The sequence below is a fragment of the Roseibium sp. AS2 genome, assembly GCF_038900065.1.
Classification (GTDB): Bacteria; Pseudomonadota; Alphaproteobacteria; order Rhizobiales; family Stappiaceae; genus Roseibium.
Genome location: NZ_JBBMQN010000002.1, coordinates 152,876 through 173,139 on the forward strand (window position 1 = coordinate 152,876; position 20,264 = coordinate 173,139).

Below are 20,264 nucleotides of genomic sequence, written 5' to 3' on the forward strand. Positions count from 1 at the left end.
TTTTTCCGGAAAAGCGCATTTCTTGCGCCGTGAACAGGCCGGGAACGTAGGACCAGCGGATCCGCGAAGCCCGGGACGTGGCTGACATGCGCGCGGACATGCGCTGGATCCGTGAAGCGCTGCAGCGCCTGGAGCGGGACCTGAAAAGCCGGGACTAGGGGTGCTTCTAGAAACAAGCAACCAGGGGCGGATAGGACAAAGCGAGCCCGTTAGTGACCTGCGCGCCAGTTCTCTCAAATCGAATTTTGGGCGGAAAGTGTGAATTCGCGGCGCCAGGAACTAATGGCGGCAACGCGGACAGAGCAGCTAAAACATTGGTCTAGGTCGACGGCAAAGTTGGGCGGGAAGCGGACTTTCGCTGCGGATTGGACGAACGACAGGAAGCGGGGCCATGAGGAGAGTGGCGGCTTCTGAATGCTATTTCATCGAAGCGGACATTCACACAGACCAAGCTCAATGTGGCTTTCGGTCCTGAGCGGACAATGGTCCCGATTACGGCAAAGGTCCACTACGTGCCACTTTTATCGAATGCCACAATTTGCATGGTGCGTGGCAACGCGCTTTAATGCCGAAATTGTCAGACAGAAAGTGACCGAAGTCGGTCGGTGGCACATTCTTTAATTGCCTTGGTTCAGGCGTGAGAAACACCGATTGCTTCCCATAACATCCCGACACTTTAAACCGGCTGAGCCGTCTTGGAGATCAAGTACGGCATCTGCTGAGGGTCGCAGAATACTCATGATCTCTGTCGTCGACGATAGTCGTATCTATCATTCATCGAGTGTGGTATCTGTAGGGTTCTGGTTAGAGTTGAATTCAAATTCAACGTTGCCAATTCGAATCTTCTAAACGAACTGATCACCACAAGCTGGCCTCGGAGCTCTTTGCGGCTCCTGGGCTGCAGTGCTTATGGGCGCATGAAGGAGCGGCAGTGAGAAATTCGATTGTGGACGTAACTGATACGCTGAACGATGCGCATTCGCGGACCGAGCACGCGTGGTACCGCCTGGGTGGCTTGCCTCTTGCTCCCGACGAAAGGTGCGCGTTCGCAAGCAAACGCGACGAGACGATCGAAATCGTCGTCGCACCCCAGCCCGCCGGCATAGCAGCGCATCGAAAGAATGTCGGGATCGAGATCGACGAAGCGCTGGTTCAAAAGATCCTTTCCGACCGTTATCAACTCGTCACAATCACCCAGATCCGGACACGCCGCGATCTCGAACGGCTGGCGATCCGGCGGCCCGACCTCGTATTCTCGGGGGTGAAATACTTCACTTTTGATGGTGAAGACCTCTGGCTGAACGACTTTCTCGAAGTGCACGGGATCGCCTATATCGCATCGGGCAGGTCTGCACTGGACAACGAACACGACAAGGCTCGTGCCAAGAGTTTGGTTCGCGCTGCCAATGTCGCCACGGCTGAGTTTTTCCTCACTGCACCGGGCGAACACCCGACCGCCGGCACCCTCCCTCTTCCCTTTCCACTCTTTGTAAAGCCCGTAACGGGTGGAGACAGCCGAGGCGTTGACGCCAAGTCTGTTGTCCACGACTTTGACGGTTTCCGGCGCAAAGTGTCTGATATCCATGAAAACCAAATGTCCCAGGCTTTGGTCGAGACCTATCTGTCTGGCCGGGAATACAGTGTCGGCATACTCGAGGACGCCTCCAACGGTGAACTGCGCGCGATGCCCGTAGAAATCATCGCCGCGCCGAACAGCAACGGGGACCGTATTCTCGACTATGATGTCAAGAAGCAAGATTCCGAAGCCGTCGCGCCAGTGACAGACGCGGCGACGCGCCTGCAGCTTGGCATCATCGCCAAGGCGGCATTCCGGGCCCTGGGCGGCAAGTCGTTGGGACGTATCGACATCAAGATGAGCCACGCAAATGTGCCGAATTTCATAGAAGCGAACCTGATGCCCGGCCTGCGCAGAGGTTATTTCTATCGCTGCTGTCTGCTTAACCTCGACATGACTTACGAGGCAATGATTTTGGCAATTGCTGACAATGGCCTGGCAACAAGAAGCGAAACTCCTGACCACACTGAGCGCGGTTTGGTTGGACAAACACTGATCGTGTGAACGTCAATGCCGTCAACGGCCCGCTCTTGCCGGCGAATTTCAGATAAACAACCGAAGTGGGCTGCACAATCCTGCTGCCCGACGGCCGACGAGCGAACTGGTTCACCAGAGAGGAAATTGGATGTCCAAAGGCGATAAGACACGCGGAAACCGCGAGGCCAAAAAACCCAAGAAAGTCAAGGCAAAGGTGCTGGCAACCGCAGACTTCAACAAAGGCAAGAGGCTGCCGGTTCTCGGCGAAAAGAAGGCCAAGTAAATCAACGAGACCTAGCTTTTCAGGATTGGCGCTTTGTAGCACCAAACGCGCTGATCTTGGAGGTAATTGATGTCGTCATCAGCCGGTGTGAATGCCCTGGTAGAGACGCTTTGCCGAGCGGGCAATGAGGGGAGCTATCGCTTGATGACGCCCAGTAAACGCTACATATGTCAGACATACCGACATGTCGAACGTGGCAAGGGGGGGGCGAAGCAGCTGGTGCTTGTCCAAGCATCTGCGATTGAGTGCAAGTCTTCGGCCGAAGCGGAGAGGCGCGCGCAAAGGATGTTTGACGGTGGCTCATATGCTGGTGCCGATGCATTCATGATCGAAGTTGATGTCGAACTCGGCGACTACAGTGACCCAACCTTCATTGTCCGTCTCGGGGACGTGCCGCCTTTGGATCTATGAGTTGTGCTTTCAACAGACCCCCGGATAGAGCAGGCATCGATTTGGATCTACACAACGACCGGTTGGTTGGCTAAGTGGACCCTGCAAACAAACCGCAACGAACGACCGCTCTCCGCCCTCTATAGACCTTTGCAGTTCCCGCAATGAACGGCAGCTTTACGGATCTAGTCGAAATCCAAAGAACGACAGATATGGGGACGCTAAGCCGTCATTCACTAAGACGGTACCGAATGACAGCTTCTGGCCGAAACTATCATTTGATGCAACGTCCGAAATGTCCGCAAGTATGCCATTTCGTATCGTGCAACCCTTGCCATCCCAAAACCGTACGACTTGATTGTTTTCTTCCCTTAAGTTATTGAAAATTAATAACCTAATCATAACGCTTAATCAGCGGGTCTGGGGTTCGAGCCCCCACTCACCCACCATTCTCTTCAATAATTTACGCCCAATAGCGATCGTTCTTGGCCACGTATTCGTCGCCGGAATGGTCTGGTTTTGCAACCTTGCGGAGCGTCTCCCTTTTGACCCCTGTTTAACGGGTAACACGGACCTTGCGCAGTCTGTGCCATAGGGCGGGCACAAGCCCGAAGAAAAAAAGACCAGTCCACATGAGCACGCCAAGTCCGATCAAAAAAACGGCAGTCAAAGCCAAGGCTTCGGCGGTATCGTCTGCAATCCAGCCGCAGCTCCGATAGCCGAAGATCAGGCCGCCGGAACAGTTGCCGTCGACATTGGCATAAACCAACACCGCGCCCCACCAGGCAGCCGAGGTCATCCAGGCCGCCCGCCGAAATCGCCTGCCGCGTGTCAGCCGGCCCAGCCACATGAAGCCTATGGGCCAAATCAACGCGGCAATTACAATCAGTTCTTCAGCTTCCGTCATCGGCGATGACCATAGCACAGCCGTTTTGGCGCCGGGAGCGTCCTTGAACCACGTGGCGTGCTCCCCGTCGAAGGTTTCTCATTGAAATGGCTTGCGTCCACACGGCTGGTCTCTTTGATCGCAGCAAGTCTCTTGCACGCCACCGGATTGTGACCAATAAGCTCCCGGCCTCCCTGAAACAGGCCATCCTGTGCCCCGGGACATTTTTCTTTGTTGAGATGGTCGGTACATTTACCGTAATGCCTGTGTCGGTATTCTCGAACGTCCATTCCTCAACCTTGGTGATAATACGAGATGTGCGCCACACCGCGGCGGCGTTGTTCGATTGCGGACAAGGTAATACAAAAACAGATAAAGGCGGACACATGAGCATGCTGCGAACTGCGGTCGATCCAATCCTGTTGAAGCGCGCCTGGGGCGCAATCGACAAGGTGTTTGGCGACTACGGGCTCACGCTGCAGCGGGGACACGATTTCGAGCGGATCGACGCCATGGCTGCAAACAGCGGCCTGAAGCTGCTGGAGGCGCATTTCTCACCGGGCACACAGACATTTTCCAGCGGTCAGGCATTCTGGCTGGGGCTGACGGAACCAAACGGGCGCCTGGTCGGCCGCGTGTGCGCGCGCCTGGACCGGATCCGGCCGCCGCAGTCGCTGGCCGACTACTGGCGCAAGCACTTCTACCGCTGTTTTCCCGCCGAGACCGGTGGCCAGGTTGTTCTGGCGCCGGAGCAGCCGCGCTTCGCCCAGGCCATCACGGGAGACACGGTCTATCTGGGCGGAACGCAGGTTCAGCCCGAATGGCAGAACGCGCATCTCGGCGGCCTGCTCAACCGCATTGTCCAGATCGAGGCGCTGGACGAATGGGACGCGGATTTCTACTACGGCTGGATGGAAAAACGGGTGTTCAAGGACGGTTTCCTGCGCTCATGCGGGTTCACCCGGTTGCATGAAAACGCGGTGCGGTGGGCGTCCGGTGGTCCCATCCCGATTGACAACGATCTGTTTCTGGCCGGAAACGCACGGGACGACGTTCTGGATCTGATCGACCGTATCGTGAGTGTTCCTCCAAGAGCGTCAGCAGACAGAAAATCCGCACAAACCCTCCAGGTGTCCGAAACGGCAGAATCAGGCGTTCAAGAGTGAGGTCCGGGGTGCCTTCGCCCATCATGGAGCCGGTGCGCTGGATGTCGAACCAGGGCTCGCCGTCTATCGAGGCGTGATAGCCGGGGGCAACCAGCTCGCGGTAGGCCGGGGGCAGTGAGGTTGGCTTGTCCGTGGGGGGCAGGAATTTCCGGAACGTCGTGTCCTGGCCGATCATTGTCGACGGCGGCACGTCGCCGGGAATGAACAGCGGCTTGAACAGCAGCAGTTTTCTGGACAGGTGGATCATGCCGGGGTCGGGCCGCATGATGCCTTCGTTGCGCCGCCAGAAGCTGAACAGGAACCGCGCCTCCTCGCCGGCGGCGCCGTGTTCGACGTGTTTCAGAGGCAGTTGCTCAAGAAACGAAATCACGGTCCCCGTCTCCCTTGAATGGCCGTGGCGGCTGGTATCCGGACTCGATCGCGTGTTCGAAGATCTCTTTTTCGGCCAGAACGGCAAGGTGATAGCGGCCCTGGTCGGTCAGGTCCGACACCTTGTCGTGGTTGAATTCGTTCATGCAGTGGAAATCGAGAATATAAAGGCAATCGAACAGGGCCGCGATGTGAAACAGCTCAAGGAATTTCATTTGTTCCTTTGTGAATTCGTCCTTGTTGCTCATTGAATGTCCTTCAGTTCCAGCGCATCGGGTGTGTCGCGAATCGTCTCCAGGATGTGGAAGACACGTTTGAGTTTCTCGAATTCATTGGCCCGCTGGTCGGCAGGTTTCCCGGCCTCCAGGTCGGAGACCCGCGAATAGGCGAAATCGAAGAGGGCCTTGTCGTCGACGGATCTGGCCGGCCCGGCAGGGGCCGCAAGGTTATCTGCCGGTGCGCCGTCAATGGCAACCAGGCGGGGAAGCGGTGCGTTCAGGCCCTGGTGCAGGATCACCAGTTCGGCGGCCTGCAGGCGCTGGTGGCCCTTCTTGAGCTTCCAGAGTTTCGAACTGGTGATTCCCAGCAGGTCGGAAATCTCCTTGTCCGGGCGCGTGCCGAGCAGATCCAGAAACCAGGCATGAATGACCTGATCGGTGTCCCGGGATCCGGCGGGCGGCGTCTCGGGGTCGGCATGAAATGACACGGTATTCGTCCCTGTCCTGTTGGGGTGCTTTCCTGATTAGCACGCAGCATGTCCAAAATCGACACCGAATACGGCTTATGGTTTCCCGGTCGTTCAGGAACGATGCCTCACTGCGGGTGACGGTGTTCATCCGCCCGCCGGACAGCGGTGCGCCGGGGCGCCGCGAAGATCGGCTGCCCGGTCAGATCGGTCGGCAGGTAAGACGAGCCGGCGGGACAGGAAAGCCGGCAGAACAGGCGGGCCGGACTGGCGCATTGCTCCGGCGCATTACGCCGCTGGCTGCTCGCTCACCGGTCTCCTCAGGTCCTGTTTTCTGACGGCCGCATCCAGTCCGCGGATGTCCGAAGACGCGGCGATTTCCTTCTGGGCTGCGTAGCGTTCGTGGTTCTGGGTGACCTTGCCGAGGTCGTAAAGGTAGTTGACCATCACGCCGGCCGACTGGACACGGCCTTTTTCCGACGTGTCGGCCTCCGTGTGGACCGCGTGGACCTGGGCGCCGTTGCCCAGGTGAAAACGGGCGACCGGATCGACCGGCAGACCGTCCGGACGTTTTGCCGACAGCAGATAATGGGCGGCGAGCTGGCGCAGCCGTTTGGGATCCGCGTCCGCGAACGGAATGTCCTCGGCGACGAGCCATCTGGTCAGGCCCGGGATCGGCGACAGGGTAACGAACGTCCGGATGTTCGGCAATTCGCTCGCCAGATCTGCGGCGACCTGCTTGATCAGCGAATTGCCGAAGGAGATTCCGGCAAGTCCCGACTGGCAGTTGGAAATCGAATAGAAGACGGCTGTCCTGGCCTTTTCCGCGCTGAGCGGTTCCCGGTCCTCCGCGAGCAGGTCCTGGATGGAGCCTGGAATGTCCGCGGTCAGGGCGATTTCGACGAAGATCAGCGGTTCGTCAGGCATCGCCGGGTGGAAGAAGGCGAAGCACCGCCGGTCGCCGGGCACCAGGCGCCTGCGCAGGTCCTCCCAACTCTCGATTTCATGCACCGCTTCATAGGCGATGATCTTTTCCAGAATATGGGCCGGACTTTCCCAGCTGATCGGCCTGAGCACCAGGAAGCCCCTGTTGAACCAGGACACGAACAGATGCCGAAAATCCTGGTCGAGTGCCTGGATCTCGGGATCCTTGCCGCCAAGACGCAGCAGATCGGCCCGCATGCGCACCAGCATCTCCGTCGCGCCCGGGATCTGGTTCAGCCGGCGCAGGAGTTCCTGGCGATCCGGCTCCACGGCGGACATGAAGGCGCGGTAGGTCTGCTTGCCGGGCTCTGCCTGGTAGGCGTCGAGGGTCGCGCGCACCCGGTCCGGATCGATGTTCATGTTGCCGGCAAGATGGTGGAAAAACGCCAGTTTGGCATCGTCGTCCAGTTCCTGGTAGCGCTGCAGGATGCTGGCGGCCACCGCAAGGCCGGAGACTTCTCCGGTGGCGCCGACAAGGGCGCCGACAAGTTCTTCGAGCGGGCGCGGATCGCGCCTGCCCGGTGAGAATGTCAGTGCGCGGCGTTCGAATATGGTCGACAGCAGATCGCCGAATAGGGACATGATCTTCTCCAGGAATGTCGGGTTCCAAGTGCCGGCATGAACATAAGCATCCTCTCCTTAAGACCCAACCGGTCAAGGGAGGCAAAATCCGGTTTTCCGGCCGGAGCGGCGCCTATGCCAGATCGACCTTTCGGGTCGACAGTCCGACCGACAGGGTGAGGCTGCCTTCGTTGACGAGCCAGCGGCGCAGTGTGAATGTCCTGACGCCCCTCTTGTGCATGGGGTCTTCCTCGGCGAGCGCCCGTGCCTCGGCAAGGCTGGCCGCCCTGTAGACGATCATACCGTCTCCCTGGATTTCCTCCCCCGTGGCATCCGAGAGCGGTCCGGCAAAGGCCAGCTTTCCCGCAGCTTCCAGATCCGCCTGATAGGCAAGATGGTCGGGCAGCGTGCCGGGTATATCCGCGTCGGGGCCGGCGGTGACCGAGGTCACGACGAAAAGTTCAAGTGCGAGAGCGCCGCGTTCGCGTGCGGCGCGCTTGTAGTCCGTCCATTTCGGCATGATGCATCTCCCGTTTCCCCTGTTTTATAAAAAAATCGATATTAACTGGCAATATGAAAAATAGTCGCTAAAGCCTGCCTGAGGCTGGCGGCGCTGAAGTGACCGCGCGATGGGCAGTGTGCCGTCGCTTCGCTGCGTCCGGTCTACGACGCGGATGTTCGCAAGCTCCTGTGTGGTGTCATTCTCATGGAACGAACCGCCGGCTACTTGAACGAGAACGCCACCGGAACCCAGATGGGAAATTTCAGGGGCGAATTGCGCAGGGGCGGTTTTGGAAAACAAGCCGATCCTGCTTGCGGTCCGTGCCGCCGGGAACCGTTCCCCCTTCTTGATGCTGTCCTTGCGAAGCGGGCAGGTCCCCAACTGGCAAGGACTGGAGCGGTATTTCGGCATGGCCGAGTGATGTGAAGCCGGGTTTCTTTAAAAAAGGCACGCGCCTATTTCCCTGAGTGGTTTGACGTTTTGCCACTGGCGCGGACCAGTCCGGCGGTGGGCAGGTTTATCGCTTTCAAAAAAATCGATATTATTTGACAAAATTAAAAATAGTCGCCAAAGTCATAAAAAATTGGGAAACACCGAGGCGATTATGCGATTTATGACTGGGACGGGTGTGTCGGGGCAGGGTGTCTATCTCGTGGAGGGTGACAAGGCCTGGAGCCTGACCGCGCTCGACGGACGGGTCGGCACCGACCTGCGGGCAATCATCGAGGGAGGCGTCGAGCTGGACGGTCTCCTTGCGAGACGGGGCGAGGTCGACGCCGAGCCGATCGCATCGATCAAACCCGGTCTTCCGGTCGCGCAGCCCGGCAAGATCATATGCCTCGGGCTCAATTACGTCGATCACATCAAGGAAGGCGGCTACGACATCCCCGTCTATCCGGCGCTGTTCATGCGTTGCAACACATCGATGATCCCGGCGGGTGCGCCGATGGTCCGGCCATCCTGCTCCGAGCAGCTTGACTACGAAGCGGAGCTGATGGTCATCATCGGCAAGGGCGGCAAGCATATCCGCGAGGAAGACGCCCTCGCGCATGTGTTCGGCTATACCATCTTCAATGACGGCTCCGTGCGCGAATACCAGCGCAAGACACACCAGTGGACGCCCGGAAAGAATTTCGACGCCACTGGCCCGGTGGGGCCGGTCGTGGTCACTCCGGACGAATTGCCGGCCGGGATGGAAGGCCTGAAGATCGAGTCCCGTGTCGGCTCCGAGATCCTGCAGAGCGCATCGACCTCGGACATGCTGTGGAGCGTGGCGCGGACGATCTCGACCGTTTCCGAATTCACCACGCTCGAGCCGGGCGACTACATTGCCATGGGCACGCCTCCGGGCGTTGGACATGCCAAGAAACCGCCGCGCTGGCTGAGGCCGGGTGAAACGGTCGAGATCGAAATCGAGGGCCTCGGCATCTGCGCCAATCCGATTGTCGCGGAGGAGGAAATCCGCGCGACGGAGGCCGCCGAATGACCACCATCGCTTCGAAAGCCCCGGCCGGAGAAGCCCTGGCCAGGCTGCGCGCCGAGGCTCAGGAGAGCGTTCGCGCATTGCGCGAGCGTGCCGGCAGGCTCGACGACGACAGCATCGATCTGATCCTGAGAACCGCCAGGTCCCACTATGCGTGGCAGGACAAGCCGGTTCCGCGTGACCTGCTTGAACAGATCTACGAGATCACGGCCGCCGGTCCGACCAGCATGAATACCTGTCCGGCTCGGTTTTTCTTCATCGAGACGCCGGAGGCCAAGAAGCGGTTGGCCAAGTCCCTGAAGGACAAGAACATCGACAAGATGATGTCCGCGCCGGTGAGCGTGATCATCGCCCATGACCTGGATTTCTGGAAAGAGCTGCCGTACCTGTTTCCGCACGAGGACCGGCGGCCGCATTTCGAGGGCAAGCCCGAACATTGCGAAGCGACTGCATTCAGAAACGGGACCCTGCAGGGCGCCTATTTCATGATCGCCGCGCGTGCGCTCGGGCTGGATGTCGGCGCTATGTCCGGCTTCTCCAACAAGATTGTCGATGAGGAGTTCTTCTCCGGAACGACGCTGAAATCCAATTTTCTGTGCAATCTTGGTTATGCCGACGAGACGGCGCTGTTTCACAAACTGCCGCGCCTGCCGTTCGACATGGCTTGCCGGTTTCTGTGAGATGCCATGGCTGCCTTGAGGGATAAAACTGTGGTGAAGCTGCGGGCGGCAGGTGAAGGCCTGTCGCATTCGCGGGCCGACATCACCGTTCGCGACCTGAGCTTTTCGATCGACGAGCCGGTCGCACGAGGCGGTACCAATCTCGGCCCCGCTCCGACGGAGGTCGCGCTGGCGGCTCTCGCGGGCTGCACCAACGTCATCGGCCACAAGTGCGCCGGCAAGCTGGGTGTCGATCTCGGGCATCTGAAAATCGAAATTTCCTGCGCTTTCGACCGCAGGGGCGTCACGCTCAGGGAAGAGATTGACGTCCCGTTCGTTGAATTGCGGCAGGTGGTGACCTGTGACGGCCCGCTTACGGAAGCGGATCTTCGAAACGTCGCAACAGACGTCGCCAAATACTGCCCTCTGTCCAAGCTGTTTGAGCAGGCGGGTACCTTGATCCGGACGGACTGGCAGAAAGCCTGAGCCGTCTTGTATTCTTTGGGAGGAGAATAGCATGATTGGTAAAATGACACGGCGCAGCGCTCTGGCACTGGCGCTCCTGAGCGCGGCGTCCCTGCCGTCCCAGGCAACGGAAACCATCAAGGCGGTCGTTATCGACGGCTATCCGGCCCGGGCACTGTGGGTGCAGGAGTTCACGAACTTCTTCATCCCCGAGGTCGACAAGCGCCTTGCCGCGACCGGCAACTACAAGATGGACTGGCAGGAAAGCTACGGCGGCTCCATCGTCAAGCCGAAGGGTGTTCTTGAAGGCGTCAAGCTCGGCCTCGGTGACATCGGCATCGTCACCACGATCTTCCATTCCTCGAAGCTGCCGAGCCAGGCGATTGCCGCGGTGACGCCGTTTGTTTCGGCCGATTCGCGGGCTGTCGCCAAGGCAGTGGACGAGATCGCCAAGGAATTCCCGACCATGCAGAAGGAGTTCGAGGCCCAGAACCAGGTCTATCTGGCGACCGGCGTCGTGCTCGACACCTATCAGGTGTTTTCCAAGGAACCGGTCAATGTGGTCTCCGATCTTGAAGGTCAGAAAGTAGCCGGAGCGGGCATGAACCTGCGGTACCTGGAAGGCATCGAAGGCGCTGCCGGTGTGCGCGGCGGTCTGACCGACTTCTACAACATGCTGCAGACCGGGCTCGTCGACAACGCGCTGCTGTGGCCGGAAGCCGCCAAGACCTTCAAGATCGCCGAAGTCGCGCCCTACATGCTGAAAGCAGATCTCGGAGCGGTGAACTCGAAGACCATTACCGTCAACAAGGACTATTGGGACAAGTTGCCGGATGAAGTGAAAGGCGCGCTTGAGGAAGTTGCCGTTGCCTATCGTGACCATGTTGCCACGATTGCCATGGACCGGGCGGAGGAAAGCCGGAACGCCTACGTCGAATCCGGCGGGACCGTGGTCGAAATGGACCCTGACCAGCGTGCCGCATGGGCGTCGGCCATGCCGAACATCGCGGTGGAATGGGCGACCGACCTGGATGGCAAGGGCGAGCCGGGCAGCGACATGCTGAAAGCCTATCTGGCGAAGCTGGCAGCGGCCGGTTTCACACCCGTGCGCGACTGGTCGGCTGATCTGCCCCAGTAACGCCTGTCAGACGAACCATGCCGCGACCCTGGACAAGCGGCATGGTTCCGGCATCGGTGGTCCGGCTCTGTCGGAAGACCGATGATCTCTCGTCCTTTCAATCGCACCGACGGGGTCTCCGGAATGCTGCGTCCCCTTGCAGATGGCGTGCGCGCCCTATCCAAACTGGCCAACGCCGTGGCCATGGCGGCCAATGCCGTCGGCACGCTGATCGTGCTCGCCCTGATCATGGTCGTGAACTACGACGTGGTTGCGCGCGGTTTCTTCAATGCACCGTTCCGGGGCGCGGTCGAGGTGGTGCAGTTCACCATGGTCCTGATTGTCTTCCTGCAGCTGCCGGACGTGGTGCGCACGGACCGATTGACCCGCTCCGACGGATTCCTGACCATCCTCCAGATGACCCGGCCGAAACTGGCCGGAACGCTCCGGAGGCTGATCAATCTCGCGTCGGCGCTGTTCATGGTGCTGGTCGCCTATGCCATCTGGCCCGAATTCGTCGAAATGTACGAGACCCGGGACTATTTCGGTGTGCCCGGCGTGTTTACCGCACCCTGGTGGCCGCTCAAGCTCGCCATCTATCTGAGTGCCGTTCTGTGCACGGTTCTGTTTTTGCTCAAGGTCCTCTCGCCCGCCCGCCCGGTCGCTCCGGTCCGGCTGGGTGAAGAAAACGACAAGTCTGGAGATACCGCGTGAGCCCCATCGAAATCGGTATCCTTTCGGTCGTCGCGATCGTCGTTCTGGTCTATCTCGGCGTTTACATTCCCATCGCCCTCGGACTGGTGTCGTTCGTCTCGATCCTGTTGATGCGCGACAATTTCGACCTCGCGGTCAACCTGTTGAAGATCGCCATCGGCGACAGCGTCATGGAATACACGTTCGCCACCGTACCGCTGTTCACCTTCATGGGACTGATCGTCGCCAAGGCGGGCCTTGGGGCGGATATCTATCAGGTCATGAACACCGGCTTTCGCCGCGTGAAGGGCGGGATCGGCATGGCGACAGTCGGCGCCAACGCTGTCTTTGCCGCCGTGACGGGCTCGTCGATCGCCTCGGCCTCGGTGTTCTCGAAGGTCTCCGTGCCGCAGATGCTGGCATTCGACTACAATCCGCGCTTCGCGGTCGGCGTGGTTGCGGGATCGTCGGTGCTGGGCATGATCATCCCGCCTTCGGCCATGCTGATCATCTATTCCTTCGTGGCCGAGCAGAGCGTCGGCGACATGTTCCTGGCCGGCGTCGTTCCGGGGATCCTGCTGGCGATCGCGTATGTGGTCGCGATTTTCCTGATGGGGCGCTTCACGCCTGCCTTCGTCGGCGGACGGAAGGTCGAGGAAAGCGAGTGGATGTCGCTGCGGGAGATCGCGGACAAGACGGTGCCGACGCTGCTCCTGATCGTTGCCGTTCTGGGCGGTATCTATACCGGCTGGCTGACGCCGGTCGAGGCCGGGGCGGCAGGCTCCCTGTTCGGGTTGCTGATCGCGCTTCAGCGCAAGCAGCTTTCCTGGCAAAGCCTCTGGAATGCACTTCTGGAAACCGGTCACATCACGGCTTCCATCCTGTTCCTGATCACGGCGGCATCGATCTACAGCCGCATGCTCGGTCTGGCTGGGCTGCCGAACGAACTCGGCGACCTGCTGACCGAGACGGAGATGAGTTTCTTCTGGATCATGCTGATCTATGTGGCAATGATGATCTTCCTGGGAACGCTTCTCGACACGGCCTCGATCATCCTGATCGTCGTGCCGCTGTTCCTGCCGCTGGTCGAACCGATGGGCCTGTCTCTGGTCTGGTTCGGGATCGTCACCGTCGTCGGCGCCGAAATCGGTCTTCTGACCCCGCCGCTCGGCATTTCGTGTTTTGTCATCAAGGCCACCTTGAACGATCCGAGGATCTCGCTAAAGGACGTCTTCATCGGCGCATTCCCCTTTGCGCTGGTGATGCTGGTCGTCCTGATCGCGCTGATCCGCTGGCCGTCGCTCAGCCTTGCCATCTTGAACTAAGAGGGTTCCATGCGTCACGTCACCAAGGACAACATCACCGACGTCTTCATGAACTATCTGGGGCCGGAGACCGACCCGAGACTGAAGCAGATCCTGAAGAGCCTGGTCACACACCTGCATGCGTTCGCTCGCGAAACCAACCTCACCCATGACGAATGGCGCAAGGGGGTCGAGTTTCTCGAACGGGCCGGCACGATCTCGGATGCCGAACGGCATGAATTCGTGCTGCTCTCGGATGTACTGGGTCTGTCTTCTCTCGTCGACATGCTGCATTCGCACCCGCAAGGTACATCGTCGAGCGTGCTCGGGCCGTTCCACATCACCGGGTCGCCGCCGCTGCCTTTGGGCGGGGATCTGCGCAAGGACTTTCCGGATCAGGTGCTGCTGGCCGTGGGAACCGTCCGCGATACGGACGGAAATCCCATTGCGGGCGCGGAACTCGACATCTGGCAGACAGCGCCGAACGGGCTCTATTCCAGCCAGGACCCCGACCAGGATACCTATTCCTTTCACGGGCTCCAGGTCACCGGGGAGGACGGGCGCTATGGCTTCACCACCGTCAAGCCGGTCAGCTACACCGTGCCGAGCGACGGTCCGGTGGGCGATATCCTGCGCGCCAGCGGGCGCCATCCCTGGCGACCGTCCCATCTCCATTACATTGTGAAGGCGCCGGGTTTCCAGACGCTGGTCACGGAAATCTTCCCCGATGACGATCCGTATCTCGACCAGGACACGGTTTTCGGTGTGCGCGACGATCTTGTCATGACCTATGTGGAACAGCCGACCGAGTCCTTCCCGGCGGAAGGCTTCGCTCTCTCCGGCAAGGTCGACGGGCCCTATCTGGAGGCCGCGTTCGACCTGGTTCTGGTTCGCGAGGAGGGGGAGCGCTAACAGCTCTCCCCGCCTTGCGCAACAGGGCCTTGCGCAACAGGGCGCCGCAGTCGGCTGGCTCGAGCTCGCGTTCGATCGAATGCGACCGTCACTATCTTCCGCGACGACCTTCCGCCACGACCTTCGGAAGAGGCAGCGGTCGTTCGCCGCCGGGCCTACTCCGCGGCTTCCGCCCGGAAGTGTTTTTCCAGAAAGGCGCCTGTGGTGCGGTAATGGTCGAGCAGCAGCCGGCATGCGGTATCGGTGTCGCGGTCAACCGCGGCATTCATGATGTCCGTGTGTTCCCTGCCGATGTCCCGTTTGGAATAATTCAAAGCCCTGCCGGCAAGGTACCGGTAGCGGATGTTGAGGTCATAGAGCTGATTGCAGAACTTCAGCAGCACCGGCGAGTGGCAGGCACCGATCAGGTTCATGTGAAAGGCCTTGTGCAATTCCTCGAACCGCTCAATGTTCTCGCGCGGTTCGCGCACCATCCGGTGATGGCTGAGGACGAGCGTGTCCTCCCAGTCGGTGCTCGCATGTTTCAGGCTCTCGCGCAGCGCCATTTCCTCAAGCTGGCAGCGCAGCTTCAGGATTTCCGCGAAATTGTGGGGGCTGATTTCCGCAGCCCGGAACCCCCTTTGGTCGAGCCGTTCCACCAGCAGGTCCGACACCAGCAGGGTCAGCGCCTCCCGGATCGGGGAGCCACCCATGTCCAGGAACTTGCGCAGGTTCTCGATTTTGAGTTTTTCGCCGGGCGACAGTTCTCCGATCAGGATCATCCGCCTGATGGCAAGATATGCGCGCTGGGTGGCGGAGGGCTCCTGAGCGGGATCAGTGTGCGGTTTTATGGCCATTTTTCTATAATATCGATTTTTTGATGCGTGTACCAGTTTCATTTACGCTGATCCACCGGTCGCCACAAAGAGAAATTTGCGCGCGAGCGGACCTGGCGCCGGTCGGGCCCAGCCGGAAGGCAGGAGCCCGGCATGGTCCCGGCTAGGTCCGGGGAAATGCGGACTTTGCAGTCGAGGCTCCGGGGCTGTATAGAGGGCGCCAGAAAACCGGATCGCGACGCAGGCCGCCAGGCGCGCCCGCCCGATCCGGCTCCATGTCCCGGACACAAGATCAAGCCTGATGAACGACATTCTCGTTGCAGCCCTCTACCAGTTCACCACACTCGACGACTTCGAGGCGATGCGTGACCCGCTCAAGGTCTTTTGCGAAGCCCGGGATGTGCGCGGCAGCCTGCTGCTGGCGGCGGAGGGCATCAACGGCACCCTGTGCGGTCCGGAAGCGGGCGTGCGCGCGGTTCTGGCCCATTTGCGCAGTGACCCGCGGTTGAAGGACCTGAGCCACAAGGAGGCCTGGACAGATCGCCATGTCTTCAAGCGGATGAAGGTGCGTCTCAAGCAGGAGATCGTGAGACTGGCGGTCGACGGCGTCGACCCGACCGAAATCGTCGGACACTATGTCAAGCCGGAGGACTGGAACGATCTCATTTCAGATCCGGATGTGGTCGTGATCGACACCCGCAACGATTATGAATTCGCCTTCGGAACGTTCGATCGGGCGCTCAATCCGCAAACCCAGGCCTTCCGCGAATTTCCGGACTGGGTGGAGGGCGCGGCCCCGTTGAAGGCCAAACCGAAGGTGGCCATGTTCTGTACCGGCGGCATCCGCTGCGAGAAGGCCACCGCATGGATGCTGCAGAACGGCTTTGAGGACGTCTACCACCTGGAAGGCGGTATCCTGAACTACCTGGAAAAGGTGCCGCAGGACCAGAGCCTCTGGAAAGGCGAATGTTTCGTGTTCGATGACCGGGTGTCCGTCGACCACCAGCTTCAGCCGTGCTGGGGCGCCTGGGTTCCCGAGGAGGCACGCCATATTCTCAATGAGGATACGGATTACGAAAAGGGCCTGAGCGTGGATGCAAGTGCCCAGGCGGAAACCAAATCTTAACGTTTGTTAACTTTTTCGCTTTAACGCCCTGTGAATCTTTCCTAAAGTCATCCGTGCACAGAAAGTGCCTGCACCAGACTGGGGGAAGTTCATGCGTCACAGGTTCTGGAGCGCCGCCGCAGTTGCGCTGGCCGTCATTCCGTTTCTTGGTTCTTCCGTTCATGCCGGCGGGCGGGCATTGTCCTGCTACGAGCAGGCCACGGTGCCGGCCGTCTACCGGACGGTGCATCAGAAGGTTCTGGTTCAACCGGCGTCAAGCCATCTGGTTCGCAAACCCGCCGTCTACGGCTATCAGACACGGCGCGTGCTGGTGCAGCCGGAGCGGGTCAGCTACCGCACCTCACCGGCGGTCTACCAGACGCAGCGGAGCCGGGCACTGGTGCAACCGGCCAGCGTCGGCTGGGAGTACCGGGTGATCAAGGGGCACAAGATCCTGTGCAAGGTTCAGCATCCGGCGGTTTACAAGACAATCAATCAGCGGGTCCTGGTTCAGCGGGCCTCGAAGGTCGCCGTCCGGCAGCCCGCCATCTACAGCACCGTCAGGGAAAAGGTTGTGGTCCAGCCCGCCTCAAGTTATCGGGTGCAAAAACCGGCCGTCTACAGGACCGTGGCCCGGCAGGTCCTGGTTCAGCCCGCGCAGACGGTCTGGAAGCCGGTCCGGGTGCGTGGTTGCCGGTACTGACGCCGGATCTGTCCGGTACAGGATCGGGATACTCCATCAGCGGGGCTGAAACATGATTTGCACATTGGTCGCGTCGTCGATCCTGCTCTCCGTGCAAGGCGGTTCGATGGCGGTGCTCATTGCCGAAAACCAGTCGGTGCGCATCTACAACGAGCAGACCGCCAGCGGCGATCAGGCCATCGTGCATCTCTTCGGCGAGACCAAGATCCAGGTGCCCGGTGTTACTGCCGAACAGGTGATTGCAGCGCTGAAGAGCTGCGGGCGTCAGCAAGACTGACAGATGGTCGGGGCAAGGCCTCAGGAGGTCTTGCGTCGCTCGCTGCTCAGGCCGCCGCGGTTCTGAACCGGTATGTTTTCAAGCCCTTCCGGCCATGGCCTTCCACCAGAAACAGCCCGCCCGACATCGTGTCCGGTTCGGTTGCGGTCGGGTCGGCCGGCTGTCTGATGCTGGTGACGATCAGGTGATCGAGATCCGGGCCGCAGAAGCACGGCATGGTCGGTTTTGCGACCGGAAGACCGATCGCCTCCAGCGGATTGCCGTCGGGGGCAAAGCAGTTCAGCACGCCGGCGGAGACACCCGCGCTCCAGTAATTGCCGTTTGCGTCCACTGTGGCCCCGTCCGGACGGCCGGTGGCATTGGTCTGCTGGGAAAAGAGCATCTTCGAGCCGAGGGCACCGGTCTCAGGGTCGAAGCCGTAGCGCTCGATCCAACCGGGCGACGTGTCGGAATGGAACATGTAGGTGCCGTCCGGCGTCCAGGCGAGGCCGTTGGAGCACTGCAATTCGTCCCGGATCTCGGCGACCTCGCCGGCCGCGTCGATCCGGTAGAGGCCGGCAATCGGCGCGCGCGGGGAACTGGTGTCCATCGTGCCCACCCAGAAAGCCCCGTCAGGGCCGACCTTGCCGTCGTTGAGGCGGGTGCGCGGCTCGTGCGCCTGCACGTCCGCCAGAACCTCCCTGGAGCCGGTGTCCGGATCGAACAGGATGACCTTGTCCCAGACGCCGACGATCAGCCTGTCATCGTCGGTCAGGCCGAAGGAGCCGACTTCATTGTCGAAGTGCCACGTGGTGATGCTGCGGCTTTCCCAGTCCATCGACTGGATGGTGCGGCCCTGGATGTCGGCCCAGAGCAGGCGGTTTTTACGATCATCCCAGGTCGGGCATTCGGCAAGTTGATACGTCGTGTCGATAAAACGGGTAATCGTGTGGGACACCGTGGCGGGTTCCTTGAAAAGCCGGGCATTTGAACGGATGCGGACTATAGCGGGCAGCGCCTTCTGCGTCGAGGCTGCTGGCGGCTATTGGGCCGCCTCCAGCGGGATAGCCGTCCTGCGGACAATCGGCCGGATGGCGAAGGACGACTTCATCCTGAGCACACCCGGCAGCCGGGAGAGATGGTCACGGTGGATGCGCTCGAAATCGATCGGATCCGCGGCCGTGAGACGCAGGATGTAATCGGCGTCACCCGCCATCAGGAAACACTCCATGATTTCCTCCGAGCGGGCGACGGCGCGTTCGAAATTCTCCAGTGTTTCCCTGGATTGTCCGGTCAGGGAGATTTCCACGAAGATGTCCATGTGCCGGCCGAGTTTCTTCTGGCTCAGCAGCGCCACGTAGTTCTCGATGATGCCCGCATCTTCCAGGGCGCGCATGCGCCTGAGGCAGGCGGAAGCGGACAGGCCGACCTTTTCTGCAAGGTCCGCGTTGGCAATCCGGCCGTCGCTTTGCAGGACGGTGAGAATTTTCCGGTCGAGACGATCGAGCTTCATGTATGCTGCACCGCAATTATTGCTGACATCGGGATGGTATCCAGCATTAAATTTGATGAATGGTCAATCTGTTGCAATAAAATTGCGCAAAATCGCTCTTTCCTCCCTCCGAACGCAAGCACATGCGATCCAGCCGGGCGTAAACTTGGAGGCAATCAAACCGGCTTCCAGAGGAGACTAGGTCATGCGCATCGGTGTTCCCAAAGAGATCAAGAATCATGAATACCGGGTCGGCCTGACCCCGGACAGCGTCCACGAGATGGTGGCGCACGGCCACGAAGTCGTGGTCGAAACCAATGCGGGGGCCGGTATCGGTGCCGCCGACACCGACTATGAGGCCGCCGGTGCGCGGATCCTGTCGAGTGCCGGGGAAGTGTTCGAAAGCGCGCAGATGATCGTCAAGGTCAAGGAACCGCAGGCGGTCGAGCGCGCAATGTTGCGCCCGGACCACATTCTGTTCACCTACCTGCATCTGGCGCCGGACGCGGAGCAGACAGCCGATCTGGTGAAGTCCGGCGCGACCTGCATTGCCTATGAAACCGTGACCGATGCCCGCGGAGGCCTGCCGTTGCTGGTGCCCATGTCCCAGGTGGCGGGGCGCCTGGCGGTGATTGCCGGCGCGAAGGCACTGGAAAAGGCCCATGGCGGCTCGGGGACCCTGATCGGCGGTGTTCCCGGTGTCGCACCGGCAAAGGTCGTTGTGATCGGCGGCGGTGTCGTTGGCTCCCATGCGATCACCATGGCGGTCGGACTGGGCGCTGATGTGACGGTGCTTGATCGCAACACGGCGGTTCTGGGAGAGCTTGCCCAGACCTTCGGACCGGCCCTGACGACGATCTATTCCACGAAAGCGGCCCTGGAAAAGCATGTGCTGGACGCCGACCTCGTGATCGGCGCCGTTCTGGTGGCCGGTGCGGCGGCCCCCAAGCTGGTCTCCAGGGACCTGGTCAGCCGGATGAAGCCGGGGTCTGTTCTGGTGGATGTTGCCATCGATCAGGGCGGATGCTTTGCCACCTCGAAGGCGACAACGCATTCCGACCCGACCTATATCATCGACGATGTCGTGCACTATTGCGTCGCCAACATGCCGGGAGCCGTGCCGAAGACGTCGACCCACGCGCTCAACAACGCCACGCTGCCGTTTGCCCTGGCACTGGCCGACAAGGGCGCCAAAAAGGCGCTGCTTGACGATCCGCACTTTCTGCCGGGGCTCAACGTGATCGGCGGGAAGGTGACCTGCGAAGCGGTCGCCACCGCTCTGGGGTACGACTATGTCGATCCGAAGGTGGCGCTGGAGCAGGCACGGGCAAGCGCCGCGGCCTGACCAGGGTTGATTTCGAAACACGACAAGGGCCGGCAT

At 60.4% G+C, this 20,264-nt stretch carries 22 protein-coding genes; 14 read left to right on the top strand and 8 right to left on the bottom strand.

Features of this window, described 5'->3' with window-relative positions; genetic code table 11:
- Positions 1-931 precede the first annotated feature (931 nt).
- Positions 932-2,080, top strand: coding sequence for a hypothetical protein (locus WNZ15_RS05725; protein ID WP_342891995.1), 1,149 nt, complete (start codon positions 932-934; stop codon positions 2,078-2,080).
- Positions 2,081-2,201: 121 nt separating this feature from the next.
- Positions 2,202-2,336 carry a hypothetical protein gene (locus WNZ15_RS05730; RefSeq protein ID WP_342891996.1) on the top strand — a complete coding sequence of 45 codons (135 nt, stop codon included), beginning with the start codon at positions 2,202-2,204 and terminating at the stop codon, positions 2,334-2,336.
- Between the two features lie 946 nt (positions 2,337-3,282).
- On the opposite strand, the gene WNZ15_RS05735 is transcribed toward WNZ15_RS05730, so the two are convergent.
- Entirely contained in the window at positions 3,283-3,633 is a 351-nt protein-coding gene (locus tag WNZ15_RS05735) for a hypothetical protein (RefSeq protein ID WP_342891997.1), read from the bottom strand.
- A gap of 365 nt (positions 3,634-3,998) precedes the next feature.
- Here WNZ15_RS05735 and WNZ15_RS05740 point away from each other — a divergent pair, with 365 nt between their 5' ends.
- On the top strand, positions 3,999-4,778 hold the full coding sequence (locus WNZ15_RS05740) for a hypothetical protein (RefSeq protein ID WP_342891998.1): 780 nt from the start codon (positions 3,999-4,001) through the stop codon (positions 4,776-4,778).
- Between the two features lie 353 nt (positions 4,779-5,131).
- On the opposite strand, the gene WNZ15_RS05745 is transcribed toward WNZ15_RS05740, so the two are convergent.
- From WNZ15_RS05745 to WNZ15_RS05760, 4 genes are all read right to left on the bottom strand, one after another.
- Complete coding sequence (locus WNZ15_RS05745) at positions 5,132-5,395, bottom strand: hypothetical protein (RefSeq protein ID WP_342891999.1); 264 nt, start codon at positions 5,393-5,395, stop codon at positions 5,132-5,134.
- Positions 5,392-5,853, bottom strand: coding sequence for a hypothetical protein (locus WNZ15_RS05750; protein ID WP_342892000.1), 462 nt, complete (start codon positions 5,851-5,853; stop codon positions 5,392-5,394). The genes WNZ15_RS05745 and WNZ15_RS05750 overlap by 4 nt, the downstream gene beginning before the upstream one ends.
- 267 nt (positions 5,854-6,120) lie before the next feature.
- Positions 6,121-7,398: a malonyl-CoA decarboxylase gene (locus WNZ15_RS05755; RefSeq protein WP_342892001.1), complete on the bottom strand. Its 1,278-nt coding sequence runs from the start codon at positions 7,396-7,398 to the stop codon at positions 6,121-6,123.
- A 112-nt stretch (positions 7,399-7,510) separates the two neighbouring features.
- A complete protein-coding gene (locus WNZ15_RS05760; RefSeq protein ID WP_342892002.1) occupies positions 7,511-7,897 on the bottom strand; it encodes a YciI family protein in 387 nt (128 codons plus the stop codon).
- Positions 7,898-8,483: 586 nt separating this feature from the next.
- Here WNZ15_RS05760 and WNZ15_RS05765 point away from each other — a divergent pair.
- The 7 genes from WNZ15_RS05765 to WNZ15_RS05795 all read left to right on the top strand — a co-directional run bounded on the left by WNZ15_RS05765 (position 8,484) and on the right by WNZ15_RS05795 (position 14,512).
- A complete protein-coding gene (locus WNZ15_RS05765; protein WP_342892003.1) occupies positions 8,484-9,365 on the top strand; it encodes a fumarylacetoacetate hydrolase family protein in 882 nt (293 codons plus the stop codon).
- Positions 9,362-10,042, top strand: coding sequence for a malonic semialdehyde reductase (locus WNZ15_RS05770; RefSeq protein WP_342892004.1), 681 nt, complete (start codon positions 9,362-9,364; stop codon positions 10,040-10,042). The genes WNZ15_RS05765 and WNZ15_RS05770 overlap by 4 nt, the downstream gene beginning before the upstream one ends.
- Before the next feature lie 30 nt (positions 10,043-10,072).
- Positions 10,073-10,507 carry an OsmC family protein gene (locus tag WNZ15_RS05775; RefSeq protein WP_342892005.1) on the top strand — a complete coding sequence of 145 codons (435 nt, stop codon included), beginning with the start codon at positions 10,073-10,075 and terminating at the stop codon, positions 10,505-10,507.
- Between the two features lie 31 nt (positions 10,508-10,538).
- A complete protein-coding gene (locus WNZ15_RS05780; protein ID WP_342892006.1) occupies positions 10,539-11,624 on the top strand; it encodes a C4-dicarboxylate TRAP transporter substrate-binding protein in 1,086 nt (361 codons plus the stop codon).
- A gap of 81 nt (positions 11,625-11,705) precedes the next feature.
- The gene (locus WNZ15_RS05785) at positions 11,706-12,317 is read left to right on the top strand and encodes a TRAP transporter small permease (protein WP_342892007.1); all 612 of its coding nucleotides are present in this window, start codon (positions 11,706-11,708) and stop codon (positions 12,315-12,317) included.
- Positions 12,314-13,621: a TRAP transporter large permease gene (locus tag WNZ15_RS05790; protein ID WP_342892008.1), complete on the top strand. Its 1,308-nt coding sequence runs from the start codon at positions 12,314-12,316 to the stop codon at positions 13,619-13,621. Before WNZ15_RS05785 ends, WNZ15_RS05790 begins: the two co-directional genes overlap by 4 nt.
- 9 nt (positions 13,622-13,630) lie before the next feature.
- Positions 13,631-14,512 (top strand): dioxygenase, encoded by an 882-nt coding sequence (locus WNZ15_RS05795; RefSeq protein ID WP_342892009.1) that lies wholly within the window; start codon positions 13,631-13,633, stop codon positions 14,510-14,512.
- 155 nt (positions 14,513-14,667) lie between these two features.
- Here the strand turns inward: WNZ15_RS05795 and WNZ15_RS05800 are convergent, their stop codons facing one another.
- Positions 14,668-15,348: a GntR family transcriptional regulator gene (locus WNZ15_RS05800; RefSeq protein WP_342892010.1), complete on the bottom strand. Its 681-nt coding sequence runs from the start codon at positions 15,346-15,348 to the stop codon at positions 14,668-14,670.
- Between the two features lie 280 nt (positions 15,349-15,628).
- Here WNZ15_RS05800 and WNZ15_RS05805 point away from each other — a divergent pair, with 280 nt between their 5' ends.
- From WNZ15_RS05805 to WNZ15_RS05815, 3 genes are all read left to right on the top strand, one after another.
- The gene (locus tag WNZ15_RS05805) at positions 15,629-16,453 is read left to right on the top strand and encodes a rhodanese-related sulfurtransferase (RefSeq protein ID WP_342892011.1); all 825 of its coding nucleotides are present in this window, start codon (positions 15,629-15,631) and stop codon (positions 16,451-16,453) included.
- Between the two features lie 91 nt (positions 16,454-16,544).
- On the top strand, positions 16,545-17,135 hold the full coding sequence (locus WNZ15_RS05810) for a hypothetical protein (RefSeq protein WP_342892012.1): 591 nt from the start codon (positions 16,545-16,547) through the stop codon (positions 17,133-17,135).
- Positions 17,136-17,187: 52 nt separating this feature from the next.
- Entirely contained in the window at positions 17,188-17,412 is a 225-nt protein-coding gene (locus WNZ15_RS05815; RefSeq protein ID WP_342892013.1) for a hypothetical protein, read from the top strand.
- Positions 17,413-17,458: 46 nt separating this feature from the next.
- On the opposite strand, the gene WNZ15_RS05820 is transcribed toward WNZ15_RS05815, so the two are convergent.
- Positions 17,459-18,349, bottom strand: a complete 891-nt coding sequence (locus tag WNZ15_RS05820) for an SMP-30/gluconolactonase/LRE family protein (protein ID WP_342892014.1) — start codon at positions 18,347-18,349, stop codon at positions 17,459-17,461.
- Positions 18,350-18,433: 84 nt separating this feature from the next.
- On the bottom strand, positions 18,434-18,904 hold the full coding sequence (locus WNZ15_RS05825; protein WP_342892015.1) for an Lrp/AsnC family transcriptional regulator: 471 nt from the start codon (positions 18,902-18,904) through the stop codon (positions 18,434-18,436).
- Between the two features lie 184 nt (positions 18,905-19,088).
- Between WNZ15_RS05825 and ald the strand changes: the two genes are divergently transcribed.
- Positions 19,089-20,228, top strand: a complete 1,140-nt coding sequence (ald, locus tag WNZ15_RS05830) for an alanine dehydrogenase (RefSeq protein ID WP_342892016.1) — start codon at positions 19,089-19,091, stop codon at positions 20,226-20,228.
- The last annotated feature ends 36 nt before the right edge of the window (positions 20,229-20,264 follow it).